Below are 13,905 nucleotides of genomic sequence, written 5' to 3'. Positions count from 1 at the left end.
GCTGATTACTTCAGCACGTCGGTCCAGATCTTGGTGTAGATGTCGTTCACTTCCGGCGGGCAGGGCAGCATGAATTCGCCCACCTTGAACTGCTCCGCCGTCGGGTGGATTTCGGGCGCGTCCTGCAGGTCCTTGTCCATGAACTTGTCCGAACCCTTGATGCCGTTGGCATACTTGGCGAAGTTCGAGATCATCGCGGCGTTCTCGGGTGCCATGATGAAGTTCTGGAAGAGCTTGGCGTTATCCACGTTCTTCGCATCCTTCAGGACGGCGACGCTGTCCATGAAGAAGGGGAAGCCTTCCTTGGGGAAGCCGAAGGTCACTTCCGGGTTCTGCAGGCGGGCGCGCAGCATGGCGCCGTTCCAGTAGTAGACGGCACTGTATTCGCGCGACGCCATCTTTTCGTGGGCGCTGTAGTCCATGGCGAGCCACTTCGGCTTGGCTTCCTTCAGCTTGTCATGCACCTTCTTGAGGAACTCCTTGTCGTCGGTGCACCACTTGCCGCCAAGGTAACGGATGGTGGCGTAGATCACGTCGTTCATTTCCGGCGCGACGTTGATCTTGCCCTGCAGCTCCGGCGGCGGATCGAGGAAGATGGCGGAGGTGTTCGGATCGCCCGAATAGACCGTCTTGTTGACGCCGATGCCGGTCAGGCCCCACTGCCACGGAACCGAGTAGTGGCGGCCCGGATCCCATTCGACGTTGACCCAGCGTTCGTCGACGTTCTTGAAGTTCTCCATCTGGTCGGGACGGGTCTCGAGGAGAAGGCCTTCCTTGATCCAGATCGGCATGAAGTTGGCGGACGGCACCACGATGTCGAAGCCATGGCCGCCGGCGCGGACCTTGGCGAGTGCCGTGTCATTGGAGTCATAATCGGTGATGGTGACCTTCACCTTGTAGGTGTCTTCGAACTTCTTGATCATCTCGGGGCTGGTGTAGTCGCCCCAGTTGAAGATGTTCAGTTCGCCATCGGCGAGGGCCGCTCCTGCACTCAGCAGCAGCGCGGCGCCGGCGATGGCCGCTTTCAACAGTTTTTTCATCAGAATCCTCCTTGGGGGTTACTCAGGTTTTCTTGCGGTTGACGATGTAGAACAGGGTGACGAGCAGCACCGAGAGCGCCAGGAACACCGTGGCGATGGCGTTGATCTCGGGCGTCACGACGCGGCGCAGCTGGCCAAGCATGTAGGTGGGCAGCGTCTCCTGCCCGCCGGACTTGACGAATTCGGTGATGACCACGTCGTCGAGCGAGATGACGAAAGAGAGCATGAAACCGGCGATGATGCCGGGGACGAGCAGCGGCAGCGTGACCCGGCGGAAGGCCTGCCACGGCGTGGCGTAGAGATCGGCGGCGGCGCGCTCCAGCGTCAGGTCCATGTTTTCAAGGCGCGCCCGGATCGGCAGATAGGCGAAGGGAATGCAGAAGGCCGTATGGGCGAGCACGAGGTAGCCGATGCCGCTGTAGCCCGTCCACACCTTGAAGCGCGAGAAGACGATGAGCAGCGACACGGCGGTGACGATCTCCGGCACCATCAGGGGCTGGTTGATCATCGCGTACTTGAAGGTGAGGCCGCGGTAGGGCGGCGTGCGGGTGGTGGCAATCGCCGCCATCGCCGCGACCACGGTTGCCACCGTCGAAGCGATGGTGGCGATGAAGAGCGAGCGGAAGGCTGCCTCCTGCACCGTGTCGTTCTGCCAGGCCGACTGGAACCAGCGCAGGGACAGACCTTCCCAGATGGCGATGTTTTCGCCTGCATTGAAGGCATAGACGACGAGCACGGCAATCGGCAGGTAGAGCAAGAAGAAACAGATCAGCGCCACCGTGCCGAAACCGGGTTGCGCCTTCACGTCAAAGGTGCGGAGCCTAGTGGCCATGGCCGCTCCCCTGCTGGCTGGCGTTGCGCACATAGACGAGGAGCGCCACGGTGACGATGATGAGCAGCGTGATCGACAGCGCCGCCCCGAGCGGCCAGTTCTTGCCCTGGCCGAACTGCAGGTCGATGAGGTTGCCGAGCATCAGGTTCTTGCCGCCGCCCAGCACGCGCGGCGTGACATAGGCGCCGAGCGACGGGATGAAGACGAGGATCGAACCCGCCACGATGCCGGGCTTCACCAGCGGAATGATCACCCTTCGCAACACCTGGAAGCGCCCGGCATAGAGATCGTAGCCCGCCTCGACGAGACGGAAGTCGATCTTCTCCATGCTGGCATAGAGCGGCAGCACCATGAGCGGCAGGTAGACATAGACCATGCCGAAGAAGATCGCCCAGTCGGTGTACATGATCTGGATCGGCTTATCGATCAGCCCGCTCCACACCAGCAGCGTGTTGATCACGCCCTCGTTGCGGATCACCTCCTGCATGGCGAAGGTGCGGATGAGGATGTTGGTCCAGAACGGAATGGTGATCATGAAGACGAGCAGATCACGCTTCTTGGGCGGCTGGATGGAAATGTAATAGGCGGTGGGAAAGCCGATCAGCAAGGTGAGCAGCGTGGTGATCAGCGACAGCTTCACCGAGCGCCAGAGGATTTCCACGTGTGCCTGGGCGAGACCAACGGAGTCATCGAAGATGTCGCGCTCGAAGAAGACGCTGAACCAGCCGTCACCGGAGAACTGCCAGTACTTCACGTCGCCATAGTCACCCTTCACCATGAGCGAGAAGAGCAGCACGACGAAGAGCGGACCCACGGCGGCGATGAAAAGGATCACCAGCGCAGGCGTCGTCAGCCACCAGCGGGTGCGGATATCGGCACGGCGGGCCTCTTCGGCAATGCGGGCGGCGTCCGACATCGTCAATCCTTCAGCATGCGCGGCGTGCCCGCGGCAATGGCGATGCCGGCCTTCTCGCCGGGCTTGTGCTCCTCGCCCGCAAGCGAGGCATTCTGCTGGCGCACGATGAAGGCCGAGCCATCGGCGAGCTTGAGATGGATGTGCGTGTCGGTGCCGAAATAGACGACGTTTTCGACGACGCCGGAAATGTCGCCCTTGCCGGGTGCGACGAGCGTGGCATTCTCCGGGCGAACGACAAGTGTGACGCTGCCGCCCTTGGGCGCGCCGGTTTCCGGCACGTCGGCGGAGAGCGATCCGCCCGCCGCAAGATCGACCTTCGCCTTGCCGGCCTTCTCGGAGGCGACCGTGCCCACAAGGAAATTGGTCTCGCCGATGAAGTTGGCGACGAAGCGGTCGGCAGGCCGCATGTAGATGTCGTGCGGCGCGCCCACCTGCAGGATCTTGCCCTTGCTCATCACCGCGATGCGGTCTGACATGGTGAGGGCTTCTTCCTGGTCGTGGGTGACGAAGATGAAGGTGATGCCGGTGTCGTGCTGCAGGCGCTTCAGTTCGATCTGCATGTCCTTGCGGAGCTTGTAGTCAAGCGCCGAAAGCGGCTCGTCGAGGAGCAGCACCTTGGGCCGCGGCGCCAGCGCACGGGCGAGCGCCACGCGCTGCTGCTGGCCGCCCGAGATCTGCGAGGTGCGGCGGTCCTTCAGGTCTTCCATGCGCACGAGCTTCAGCATCTCGCTCACGCGCTTCGCCGTCTCGTCCTTGGGCTTCCCCAGCATCTCAAGACCGAACGCGATGTTCTGCCCCACGGTCATGTGCGGGAAGAGCGCATAGTTCTGGAAGACGGTGTTCACCGGTCGCTTGTAGGGCGGCAGCAGCGCGATGTTCTCGCCATGGAGCAGGATCTCGCCCTCGGTCGGGAAATCGAAGCCGGCGATGAGGCGGAGCAGCGTGGTCTTGCCGCAGCCCGATGGCCCCAGCAGGGTGAAGAACTCGTTCTCCCGGATGGCGACGGAGACATTGTCGAGGGCGCGGACCTCGTCCTGTCCTGCCCCCCTGAACACCTTGCTGACGCCCCGCGCATCGATTGCGCTTGCTGCTGAAGCCAAGATCAACGTCTCCCCTGGGTGCCTTCCTTCTGCAGCGTGGAGCTGCGCGGGCACCTCTGAAGACGCGATACTAGGCAGGAAACGAGAGGCTTGCCAATGGGTTCAGTTGTCCAACCTAGACAGACCAGCCGCCATCGATGTTGATCGCCTGGCCGGTGATGAAAGCACTCTCATCGCTTGCCAGATAAACGACCAATGCGGCGATTTCTTCGGCACGGCCCAGGCGGCCCATGGGCTGGCGGGAGACGAAGGCCTTGTGCGCCGCCTCATAGTCCCCCGTGGCGCGCATCCGGTCATGGAGCGAGGGGGTGTCGACGGTGCCGGGGCAGATGGCATTCACGCGGATGCCCTTGGCGAGGTAATCCGCCGCCATGGCCTTGGTCATGCCGATCACGGCGGCCTTGCTGGTGCCGTAGAGGAAGCGGTTGGGCACGCCCTTCACCGAGGAGGCGAGCGACGCCATGTTGATGACCGAAGCCGAGCCGCGCTCCAGCCAGCGCGGCGTGAAGGCGCGCATCATGCGGTAGTGGGCGCGCACGTTCAGCTCGAAGGCGAAGTCCCAGTCCTTGTCCACAACGTCCAGGATGGTGCCGGCATGGACATAGCCGGAGCAGTTGAAGAGCACGTCCGGGGCATAGACCTTGGCGGCGAGCGCATCGATCTCCGCCTGTTTGGTGACGTCGAGCTTGTGGATGCTGATGGCGGGGGATTCCTTCGCCAGCGCCTCGAGGGCGGCCATGTTGATGTCGGTGGCGATCACTTTGGCGCCCTCCGCCACCATGGCCAGCACGGTGGCGCGACCGATGCCCTGCGCCGCCGATGTGATCAGTGCCGTCTTCCCTGCGAGTCTTCCGCCCATGGACTTTGTTCCCTTGAAATGGTGATCTCGTCTCTAGCCAATTCCCGGGAAGCCTGTCCACTGCACATGTCCGACGACGATCTCTGCTACCTCTCCGCCAGCGAGGCCCTTGGCCTCTTCCGCAAGCGGTCCCTCAAGCCCTCCGAGCTGCTGGCCGCCCTCCACAAGCGGGCCGCCAAGGTGAACCCGGCCATCAACTGCTTCGCCGACCAGTACTGGGACGAGGCGATGGAGAAGGCAAAGGCGGCGGATGCCGCCTATGCAAAGCGGGGCGGCAGGGTGCGGCCGCTCGAGGGCGTGCCGCTTGCGGTGAAGGATGCCCAGCGGGTGAAGGGGAAGCGCACCACCCACGGCTCGCTGATCTTCATGGATGCCCCGCCCGACGCGCATTCCGACCCCATGATCGAGCGGCTGGAGAAGGCGGGCGCCATCATCTTCGCCCGCACCACGACTCCCGAATTCTGCCTGACCGGCGTCACCCATTCCCGCGCCTGGGGCATCACCCGCAACCCTTGGGCCCCGGACTGGGGACCGGGCGGCTCCTCCGGCGGCTCGGGCGCAGCCCTTGCGGCGGGGCTCACGACGCTCGCGACCGGCACCGACATCGGCGGCTCCATCCGCATTCCGGCGGGATGCTGCGGCGTTGTCGGCTTCAAGCCGCCCCATGGCCGCAACCCGGATGGTCCCCCTGCCAACTTCGACCGCTTCAACCATTGCGGACCGATGACCCGCAGCCTCGCCGATGCAGCGCTCATGCAATCGCTGACGGCGGGCCCGCATCCCCTCGATCACGATTCCCTCCGCGGCACGGCGAAGCTGCCCACCAAGGCCGCCAGCATCAAGGGCATGAAGATCGCCTACTCGCTCGACTTCGGCTACGTGAACCTGGACGCCGACGTGCGCCGCAACACGCTTCTTGCCATCGATCACTTCCGTGACCTCGGCGCCACCGTCGAGGAAGCCGATCTCGGCTGGTCGGCGGAGACCGACAGCGACTGCCTGCACTGGTACAACATGATGCACTTCGGGCGGCAGACGGCGTGGCATGCGAAGACCCACGCCCACCTGATGAGCGACTATGCGGTGAGGATGGCGGAAGCGGTGAACCGCAATTCCACGCTCGACGATGTACACAGGCCCTGGCAGCGGTCCCACATCAATTATCAGACGCTGGGGCCGGTGCTGGCGAAATACGACGTCCTCATCTGCCCCACCAACAATGTGCCGAGCGTGAAGGCGGATCATGATCCGTGGGACATGAACTTCACCGTGAACGGCCGGAAGGCCGATCCGGAATACGGCTGGGTGATGACCCATCCCTTCAACATGCTGCACAACTGCCCGGTCCTGTCGCTGCCCTCGGGCTTTGCGGCCACGGGCGTGCCGACGGGGATCCAGATCGTCGGCCGCACCTGGGATGACGCGCGCGTCTTCAAGGTGGGCCTCGCCTACGAGAAGGCAGTGGGCGGCTGGTACGGCGACAGGAAGAAGCGTCCTAAGTTCTAGCGCAACGGACGATCAAATCGGAACGATTTGAGAGAGGAAAGTTGCGCCAGATGTTTTGACGCATCTTTCGCTTCACAAGTGGATGCCACTTGCTCGCACGATGCGTTAACTTACGGCTGCACTCTTCACTCGCCCATCAAGCGTCATCAGCGCGCCGTACATCTCGGGCCGCCGGTCACGGAACAGGCCCCACGTGCGGCGCAAGCCCTGCACCTCGTCCATGTCGAAGCTGTGCACGCGGATGCCCTCTTCGCTGCGGTCCATCTCCTGCACTTTCTCGCCCTGATAGTCGGCAATGAAGGACCGGCCATAGAAGATGTCGTGGCGGCCATCGGGCGCCACTTCCTTGCCGATACGGTTGGAAGCCAGGAGCGGCATGATGTTGGCGGCGGCGTGGCCGCGCATCACGTTCTGCCAGTGGGTCGATGAATCATAGGTGGGATTCGGCGGCTCAGAGCCGATCGCCGTGGGATAGAGCAGGATTTCCGCCCCCATCAGCGCCATGGCGCGGGCCGTTTCGGGGAACCACTGGTCCCAGCAGATGGCGAGGCCCACCTTGCCTGCCGCTGTCTCCCACACCTTGAAGCCCGTGTCGCCCGGCGAGAAATAGAACTTCTCCTGATAGCCGCGGCCATCGGGAATGTGGGTCTTGCGGTAGAAGCCGAGCTGCCGGCCATCAGCATCGACGATCACCGTGGTGTTGTAGTGGGCGGTATTGGCGCGCTCGAAGACGCTGACCGGAAGCACCACGCTCAGTTCCCTCGCGAGCGCCGCAAAGCGCTTCACCGTACGGTGACGGTCAAGCTCGTCGGCACCTTCGAAGAACTTGGCATGCTGCTCGATGCAGAAATAATCGCCATCGAAAAGCTCCTGAAGCAGGATGAGCTTTGCGCCCGCCTTCGCCGCCTGGCGCACCAGCGTCTCTGCGGCATCGCAGTTCTTGGCCCAGTCGTGGCGCGACGCCATCTGGGTGATGGCGACGGTGAGGTGTCTCATGTCAGGATCTCCGCAATTTCACGCCGGAAGGGCAATTGGTCGCCGCGCTCCGGTTCATCAAGCTCTTCGGCATAGCGATGCCCCGCATAGGTGGACCAGGCAATGGCCGATGAGGGCGCTTCCGCATCACCGATTGCCTTGACGCTTTCGATCCCATTGTCGGCCCAGGCAGCAGTGACGGCGCGAAGATCATGCAGCAGGCCGTCGACCGGCAGGCGCGACGTCACCATCAACACGGCATCACAGGCGACGCGTTCCTCGCGGCCCGTGTAGGTGCAGGCAATCACCGCCTCGCCCACACCAGCCGAGACCAGCGCGCGGGTCACCTGCACGTCCACACCGTGGTCGAGCAGACGCTTCTGGATGAAGCCCTGCTCCAGCGTGTTGGTCGCCCATTCCGAGACCTTCACCGAGGGCGTGACCAGCGTCACGGTGCAGCCCATCTTGAGCAGCGCCTCGGCCATCACGCCACCCATGTAATAGTGGTCGTCGTCATAGATCAGCACGTGCCCCGACGCCTTCTCACCCGCCATGATGTCATCCGGCGTCAGCACGCGCACGCCCGCGGCAATAGGCACGGGCCGGAGATGGAAGCGCGCCGCCGCATCGCGCCGCCACAGCGATCCTGTCGCCACGCAGACATGCTGCGCCCCGAAGGCCAGCACGTCTTCCGCCGTCAGCTTGGAGTCGCGGTAGAGTTCGACATTGGTCATCTTGCCGATCTGGCCCATGCGGTAGTCGCGCACGCGGGCCCAGGCGGAGAGGCCGGGCAGTTTCGATTCCAGCGTAACGCGGCCACCTACCTCCTTGCGGGCTTCGGCCAGCACCACCTCATAGCCGCGCAGGCCCAGACGGTGGGCCGCCGACAGCCCGGCCGGACCGGAGCCCACCACCAGCACCTTCTTGGCCGGTGCCGTCTTCCGCATGCGTTCCGGATGCCAGCCCTTGCGCCACTCTTCCATGAAGGAGGAATTCTGCGTGCAGCGGGAGAGACCCATGGTCATGTCGCCGGTGACGCAGATGTTGCAGCCGATGCATTCGCGGATGTCCTCGATCCGGCCTTCGTCGATCTTCTTCGGCAGGAACGGGTCGGCAATCGACGGGCGGGCCGCGCCGATGAAGTCGAGAAGGCCCTGCTTCACCTGCCGCACCATCTGGTCGGCGCTGGTGAAGCGCCCGACGCCGACGACGGGCTTCGGCGTCAACTGCTTCAGCCCGCGGATCAGGTCTTCCTGGGCCGCCTCTTCCTTGAAGCGCGAGGTGCCGGAGCAGGCCTCCCAGGTGCCGTGGGCGAAATCCCAGATGTCGGGAAGCTCGGCATGCATGGCGACGAGTTCGCGGAGTTCCGCATTGGTGAAGCCGTCCGGCCCTGCCATCTCGTCAAGCGAGAGGCGCACCGCAATGGCGCAAGTATCGCCCACTTCGTCGCGCGCATCGGCCACGAGTTCGGCCAGGAGCCGGGCGCGGTTCTTCAGCGACCCGCCATATTCATCCGTCCGCTGATTGATGCGTGGCGAAAGGAAGTGCTGGATGACACCGAAGCCATGGGCGCCATAGAGGCAGAGGATGTCGAAGCCCGCCCGCTTTGCCCGGCGGTAGGACTGGCGGTGCCATTCCCTCAGATTGCGGATGTCCTCCTTGTCCATGGCGCGGGCCTGCACCGGATCGCTGGTGAAGGTGAGGATCGGCATGTTGACGGGCGCCATCGGCACTTCACGGGTGTAGAGATTGGGGCCGTTGACGCCGGGATAGGCGAGTTCGACACCGGCCAGCGCCCCATGCTCGTGAATGGCATCCGCCATCTTCACAAAGGAGGGCATGTCCTTCTCCTCCCACAGGCGCAGTTCGATGAAGGGCGTGATCTCCGAGGTGTGGTGGATTTCCACCTGCTCGGTGAAGATGACGCCCCAGCCCCCTTCCGATTTCACCCGCCGCATTTCCGCAACCGCAGAGGGATCGCGGTAGCCGCCGCCGTTGCAGTGGGGTACTTGGTAGAAGCGGTTCTTGGCGGTGAGCGGCCCGAGCTTCACGGGCTCGAAGAGAATGTCGTAGCGCGGGTCACGCATTCTCGTAGCCTTCCAGCACATTGACGGTGTTGACGCCGATCGCCTCGATGGCATAGCCGCCCTCCATCACGAAGAGCGTGGGCAGCTTGAGCTTGGCGATGGCCTGGCCCGTCCGGGTGAAGTCCTCGCTCGTCAGCCTGAAGAAGCTGATCGGATCATCTTTGAAGGCATCGACGCCCAGCGAGACCACCAGCACATCGGGCTTGTAGGACTTGATCTGGCCGAGGGCCTTGCGAAGTGCGGAACCCCACTTGTCGAAGCCGGTGCCGGGGCCCATGGCATAGTTGAAGTTGAAGCCCTCGCCCTTCCCTGCGCCCGTCTCGTCCTTGTAGCCGAGGAAGTGCGGGTAGCAGTCCTCGGGATTTCCGTGCAGCGAACAGAACAGCACGTCGGCACGGTCGTAGAAAATGTCCTGCGTGCCGTTGCCGTGATGGAAGTCGACATCGAGGATCGCCACCCGCGCCGCCCCCTGGTCGCGGAAGGCCTGGGCGGCGATGGCGGCATTGTTGAGGAAGCAGTAGCCGCCATAGAGATCATCATGGGCATGATGGCCCGGCGGGCGGCAGAGCGCAAAGGCCGCGGCCGCCCCACCCGCCACGATTTTCTGGGCGGTGAGCGCCACCGATGCCGAAGCACAGGCCGCTTCCCAAGTGCCGCCGGTGATCGCCGTTTCGACCGAATGGATGTAGTAGCCCACCTTGCCGTCGATCCAGCGGGGGATGCGCTGCTGCAGCGAGCGGTTGGGAATGGCGGTGGGCAGGATCTCGCCGCGGTAGCCCGCCTTCTGCCACTCCGCCCAGGCGGTGCTGAGAAAATCGAGATAGCCCGCATCATGGACGCGCTTCACCGCCTTCATGTGGAGCTTTCCGGGCGGCACGATGTCGGTCATCTTGCGGCGTTTCAGTTCGCGGAGGACATATTCCATGCGCGAGGGCCGCTCGAAGGGCGTCACCAGTTCGCCGCCATAGACCTCCCCTTGCGGGAAGTGCTTGCGGTGGTCTTCGGAAAAAACAATGCGCATGAAGGGTCTCCTGCGGGCCAGACTGTCAAACTTTCCGGGGCAGATCAATTCCAGCACCGTGCCGCACTTGGAACCACGCGCCGGGCGTGGCATGGAGCGGTGATGCAGCTTGTTCACCCCGACGCCCTTCATTTCGAAACCCCCGTTGAAAGCTATTGGGAGGCCTCTGCCGATCCGCTGGGGCTGGAGCTTCCGGCTTTCGCAGGCGAACAGTCCTGCGAGGTGGCGGTGATCGGCGGCGGCTTCACCGGCCTCTCCGCGGCCCTCGAACTGGCCGAGCGCGGTGTGGATGTCCGGCTTCTCGAAGCGGGCCACATCGGCTGGGGCGCCTCCGGGCGGAACGGCGGCTTCGCCTGCATCGGTTCGCACAAGCTGCCCTACAGCAGCATGATCAGCCGCTACGGTCTTGAGGCCACCATCGCCTACTACAACGCCATGAAGGAGAGCGTGGCGCTTGTGGCCGACAATGCGGAGCGCCACGGCATCGACATCTGGAAGACGGTCTCGGGCGAGGTGACGCTCGCCCACCTGCCCAACCGCATGGACGAGTTCCGCGACGACCAGCGCTTCTACCGCGACACCTTCGGCGAGGAGAACGAGGTGCTCTCGCGCGGCGATCTCGTGGAGCGCGGCCTGGCCGGCCCTGAATTCCACGGCGGCCTGATGGGGCCCGTGGGCTTCGGCGTTCATCCCCTCAACTATGTGCGGGGGCTCGCCCGCGCCGCCCACAAGGCAGGGGCAAAGCTCCATCCCCGCTCGCGTCTCATCCGCTGGGAAGAGACCGGGAGCAGCCACCGCCTCACCACGGCGGGCGGAACGCTCACGGCAAAGCGCGTCATCGTCTGCACCAACGGCTATACGCCGGAGGATGTGTCACCCCGCCATGCCGGCCACCTGCTGCCGGCGCTCTCCAGCATCATCGTGACACGGCCGCTCACCCCGGATGAACTCAAGGCGCAGGGCTGGACCACCGAGACGCTGGCCTATGACAGCCGCATCCTGCTCCACTACTTCCGCCTGCTGCCGGGCGGGCGTTTCCTCTTCGGCGGGCGGGGCGGCACGGACTCCTCCGCAGCCGCCGCTGCCGACTACAAGGCCAGCATGATCGCCACCTTCCACCGCCTCTTCCCGGCCTGGAAGACGGCGGAGATCACCCATTTCTGGCGGGGCTTCGTCTGTCTTGCCAATGACCGGGTGCCCTATGTCGGGCCGCTCGACGAGAAGAAGACGGTGTGGACCGCACTCGCCTATCACGGCAACGGTGTCGCCATGGGCTCGTGGAGCGGCCGTGCGGTGGCCCGCATGGTGCTTGATGAGAAAGTGCAGGCGTCGCTTCCCGCCGTCGTCACCCGCAGGCTGGCGCAGTTCCCGCTGCCCGCCTTCCGCCCACTCTACCTCAAGGGCGCCTATCTCTGGTACGGCCTCAAGGACAGCCGCTGACAGCAAAAAGGCCCGGCTGATGACCGGGCCTTTGCATATCGGGATGTTGCAAGTGGATGACGCCACCCTCATCCGCCCTTCGGGCACCTTCTCCCGCCAGCGGGAGAAGGCCCCCACATCGCCCTCTCCCCTCCGGGGAGAGGGTCCGCGAAAGCGGGGGTGAGGGGCTACTGAAGTTACTTGCGCCCAGACTTCTTTGCAGACTTCTTCGCGGTCTTCTTCACGGCCTTCTTGGCCGACTTTTTCGCGGGGCGCGAGGCCTTGGCGGCGCTGCCCTTCCCGAGGATTGCCGCTTCAACCATGATCTCCACATCGAGGCCGGGGGCCGCGAGCTTCGATTCCACCGTGGCGCGGGCCGGCGTCTGGCCAGGAACGACCCACTTGTCCCACTCGGTGTTCATCTCGGCCCAGGTGCCGATGTCGGTGAGCCAGATGTTGGCCTTGACGATGTTGGTCTTGCTGGTGCCCGCCTGCTTCAGCGTCTCGTCGATCTGGGCGAGAATGTCGGCCGTCTGTTCGGCCACCGACTTGCCGGCGGCTTTATCGGCAACGAAGCCTGCGAGATAGGCCATGCCGTTGTGGATGACGGCGGCGCTCATGCGCTTGCCGGGTTCGATACGCTTCAATGCCATGTGTTCGTTCTCCTGAATGACAGGAGCGCCTCTAGCCAACTTTGCTGACCGCTTCAATCACAGACAGCAGAACGCGCGGCAGTGTGTCGAAGGCATAGGGTGCATGCAGGCGCTCGAGCTTCGTGTGGTAGTCGCGGCCCCAGGGCCCGATGTTGATGCAAGGATAGCCGCCTGCCTCCGGCATCGTGAAACCAGACCCCCAGATGGGCGTGTTCGCGGCCACGGGGGCAAGGTCGCCTGCGGCCTCGCCGAAGAAGCTCATGTCGGAAATGCCGGCGAAGTAGTTGACCTCGGCGAGGCCATGGGCGCGCACCGCGGCGGAGATCGCCGCCCGCACCGGCCCCTCGCGCAGCATGACGGCGGGATAGGGAATCGAGGCAAAGCCGAGGATGACCGCCGGACCCTTGATACCGTTCTCCTCCACGATCCTCTGGAAGGCGAGGCGCGACTGATCCGGCAGGGAGAGGGTGTGATCGGTGGCAAGCTTCGGCTTGGGGAAATCCGCCGCCATGTGAAGCGCAATCCGGTGGCCGGTGCGCGCTTCGGCATCGGCAATCGCCGTGGCCGCAAGCTCCCGGGCGATCAACAGCACATCGGCCCCGCTCTGGCGGTGCTGCATGGTGTTCCAGTAGGCGAAGGCGGAGGATGGCGTGGTGACGTTGTAGCCCTGCTTGCCATCCTTGGCGAAGAGCGTGGCGGGAGGTGCCGCCTTCTCCTGTCCCGTCTCTTCCGAGAGGCGGGGAGAGAGTTCGATGGCACGCACCAGTTCGGCCATCACATAGGCGGCGTTGACGCCATCCTGCGGATAACCGGCATGGGCGGGCTTTCCCTCCACATGGGCGCAGAGCAGCTGCTTGCCGATCGACCCATAGGTGACGATCCGCCCGGTGGAGCCATCGCCTTGGTCGGAAATGGAATCGAGATTGATGACGAGCGCAATGTCGAGTTCGTAGGTTGCCGCCGCCTGCTTCAGTTGCGGAATGGCGGCACGTGCCCCCGCCGAGCGTTCTTCCTCGTCCGGCACGGCGAGGAAGAGAAGGCTCGCCTCGCCGTCATAGGCCTCCATGGCAGCAAGGCCCGCCGCAAGACCCGCCTTCATGTCGAGAAGGCCGCGGCCCGGCAGGAAATCGCCGCCTTCGAGATCGGCAAGGGCCAGCGCATTCTCGCCGCTCCGGCGCAAGTCCGCGATGAGGGCAGGCGCAAGACGCCCGCTGTCGAGCGCCAGCGGCTGGAGCGCGCCGTAATCACCCGTCGTCACCGTGTCGAAGTGTCCGGTGAGCACGATGGTGCGGCGGCTCCGCCCGCGCTTCAGGGCGAAGAAGGTGCTGCGTCCGAAGGGATCATCGGGGATGGCCGCCACCCGCGCCGCATCGAAACCCGTCAGATATTCGTGAAGACGCTCGGGAAAGGCCGCCTCGTCTGCCGTCCCCGTGACCGACGGCCATGACGTGAAGAGCAGCGCCAGTTCCCGGGCGCGCGCGGCTGGATCGGCCATTC

General features: G+C 64.4%; 11 protein-coding genes and 1 pseudogene. 2 read left to right on the top strand and 10 right to left on the bottom strand.

Annotated features, from left to right (window positions below; translation table 11 throughout):
* Window positions 1–5: 5 nt before the first annotated feature.
* The 5 genes from QM801_RS18845 to QM801_RS18825 form a co-directional block, all read right to left on the bottom strand.
* Window positions 6–1,040, bottom strand: coding sequence for an extracellular solute-binding protein (locus QM801_RS18845; protein ID WP_415020746.1), 1,035 nt, complete (start codon window positions 1,038–1,040; stop codon window positions 6–8).
* Window positions 1,041–1,062: 22 nt separating this feature from the next.
* A complete protein-coding gene (locus QM801_RS18840; protein ID WP_415020745.1) occupies window positions 1,063–1,872 on the bottom strand; it encodes an ABC transporter permease in 810 nt (269 codons plus the stop codon).
* Complete coding sequence (locus QM801_RS18835; RefSeq protein WP_415020744.1) at window positions 1,862–2,788, bottom strand: ABC transporter permease; 927 nt, start codon at window positions 2,786–2,788, stop codon at window positions 1,862–1,864. The genes QM801_RS18840 and QM801_RS18835 overlap by 11 nt, the downstream gene beginning before the upstream one ends.
* 2 nt (window positions 2,789–2,790) lie before the next feature.
* Window positions 2,791–3,888, bottom strand: coding sequence for an ABC transporter ATP-binding protein (locus QM801_RS18830; RefSeq protein WP_415020743.1), 1,098 nt, complete (start codon window positions 3,886–3,888; stop codon window positions 2,791–2,793).
* 115 nt (window positions 3,889–4,003) lie between these two features.
* Window positions 4,004–4,747 carry an SDR family oxidoreductase gene (locus tag QM801_RS18825; RefSeq protein ID WP_415020742.1) on the bottom strand — a complete coding sequence of 248 codons (744 nt, stop codon included), beginning with the start codon at window positions 4,745–4,747 and terminating at the stop codon, window positions 4,004–4,006.
* A gap of 66 nt (window positions 4,748–4,813) precedes the next feature.
* Here QM801_RS18825 and QM801_RS18820 point away from each other — a divergent pair, with 66 nt between their 5' ends.
* A complete protein-coding gene (locus tag QM801_RS18820; protein ID WP_415020741.1) occupies window positions 4,814–6,253 on the top strand; it encodes an amidase in 1,440 nt (479 codons plus the stop codon).
* A gap of 105 nt (window positions 6,254–6,358) precedes the next feature.
* Here QM801_RS18820 and aguB read toward each other — a convergent pair whose 3' ends face one another.
* The 3 genes from aguB to QM801_RS18805 are packed head-to-tail and all read right to left on the bottom strand — an operon-like array spanning window position 6,359 to window position 10,336.
* Window positions 6,359–7,249, bottom strand: coding sequence for an N-carbamoylputrescine amidase (gene aguB, locus QM801_RS18815; RefSeq protein WP_415020740.1), 891 nt, complete (start codon window positions 7,247–7,249; stop codon window positions 6,359–6,361).
* A complete protein-coding gene (locus QM801_RS18810) occupies window positions 7,246–9,315 on the bottom strand; it encodes an FAD-dependent oxidoreductase (protein ID WP_415020739.1) in 2,070 nt (689 codons plus the stop codon). Before QM801_RS18810 ends, aguB begins: the two co-directional genes overlap by 4 nt.
* On the bottom strand, window positions 9,308–10,336 hold the full coding sequence (locus QM801_RS18805) for a histone deacetylase family protein (RefSeq protein ID WP_415020738.1): 1,029 nt from the start codon (window positions 10,334–10,336) through the stop codon (window positions 9,308–9,310). Before QM801_RS18805 ends, QM801_RS18810 begins: the two co-directional genes overlap by 8 nt.
* A 102-nt stretch (window positions 10,337–10,438) precedes the next feature.
* Here QM801_RS18805 and QM801_RS18800 point away from each other — a divergent pair, with 102 nt between their 5' ends.
* Complete coding sequence (locus tag QM801_RS18800; RefSeq protein WP_415020737.1) at window positions 10,439–11,776, top strand: NAD(P)/FAD-dependent oxidoreductase; 1,338 nt, start codon at window positions 10,439–10,441, stop codon at window positions 11,774–11,776.
* A gap of 287 nt (window positions 11,777–12,063) precedes the next feature.
* Here the strand turns inward: QM801_RS18800 and QM801_RS18795 are convergent.
* Window positions 12,064–12,408, bottom strand: a pseudogene (locus tag QM801_RS18795) (RidA family protein); the annotation flags it as partial.
* A gap of 31 nt (window positions 12,409–12,439) precedes the next feature.
* Complete coding sequence (locus QM801_RS18790) at window positions 12,440–13,903, bottom strand: M20/M25/M40 family metallo-hydrolase (RefSeq protein ID WP_415020736.1); 1,464 nt, start codon at window positions 13,901–13,903, stop codon at window positions 12,440–12,442.
* Between the last annotated feature and the right edge of the window lie 2 nt (window positions 13,904–13,905).

Source organism: Aestuariivirga sp., from assembly GCF_047600585.1.
GTDB lineage: Bacteria > Pseudomonadota > Alphaproteobacteria > Rhizobiales > Aestuariivirgaceae > Aestuariivirga.
Note: the sequence above shows the minus strand (reverse complement) of the source record. Positions and strands in the feature narration are given on the sequence as shown.

Excerpts from the sequence above, each read along its gene's own strand:
- QM801_RS18845 (WP_415020746.1), bottom strand. The coding sequence starts at position 1,040 with ATGAAAAAACTGTTGAAAGCGGCCATCGCCGGCGCCGCGCTGCTGCTG.
- QM801_RS18840 (WP_415020745.1), bottom strand. The coding sequence starts at position 1,872 with ATGGCCACTAGGCTCCGCACCTTTGACGTGAAGGCGCAACCCGGTTTC.
- QM801_RS18835 (WP_415020744.1), bottom strand. The coding sequence starts at position 2,788 with ATGTCGGACGCCGCCCGCATTGCCGAAGAGGCCCGCCGTGCCGATATC.
- QM801_RS18825 (WP_415020742.1), bottom strand. The coding sequence starts at position 4,747 with ATGGGCGGAAGACTCGCAGGGAAGACGGCACTGATCACATCGGCGGCG.
- QM801_RS18820 (WP_415020741.1), top strand. The coding sequence starts at position 4,814 with ATGTCCGACGACGATCTCTGCTACCTCTCCGCCAGCGAGGCCCTTGGC.
- aguB (WP_415020740.1), bottom strand. The coding sequence starts at position 7,249 with ATGAGACACCTCACCGTCGCCATCACCCAGATGGCGTCGCGCCACGAC.
- QM801_RS18810 (WP_415020739.1), bottom strand. The coding sequence starts at position 9,315 with ATGCGTGACCCGCGCTACGACATTCTCTTCGAGCCCGTGAAGCTCGGG.
- QM801_RS18805 (WP_415020738.1), bottom strand. The coding sequence starts at position 10,336 with ATGCGCATTGTTTTTTCCGAAGACCACCGCAAGCACTTCCCGCAAGGG.
- QM801_RS18800 (WP_415020737.1), top strand. The coding sequence starts at position 10,439 with ATGCAGCTTGTTCACCCCGACGCCCTTCATTTCGAAACCCCCGTTGAA.
- QM801_RS18790 (WP_415020736.1), bottom strand. The coding sequence starts at position 13,903 with ATGGCCGATCCAGCCGCGCGCGCCCGGGAACTGGCGCTGCTCTTCACG.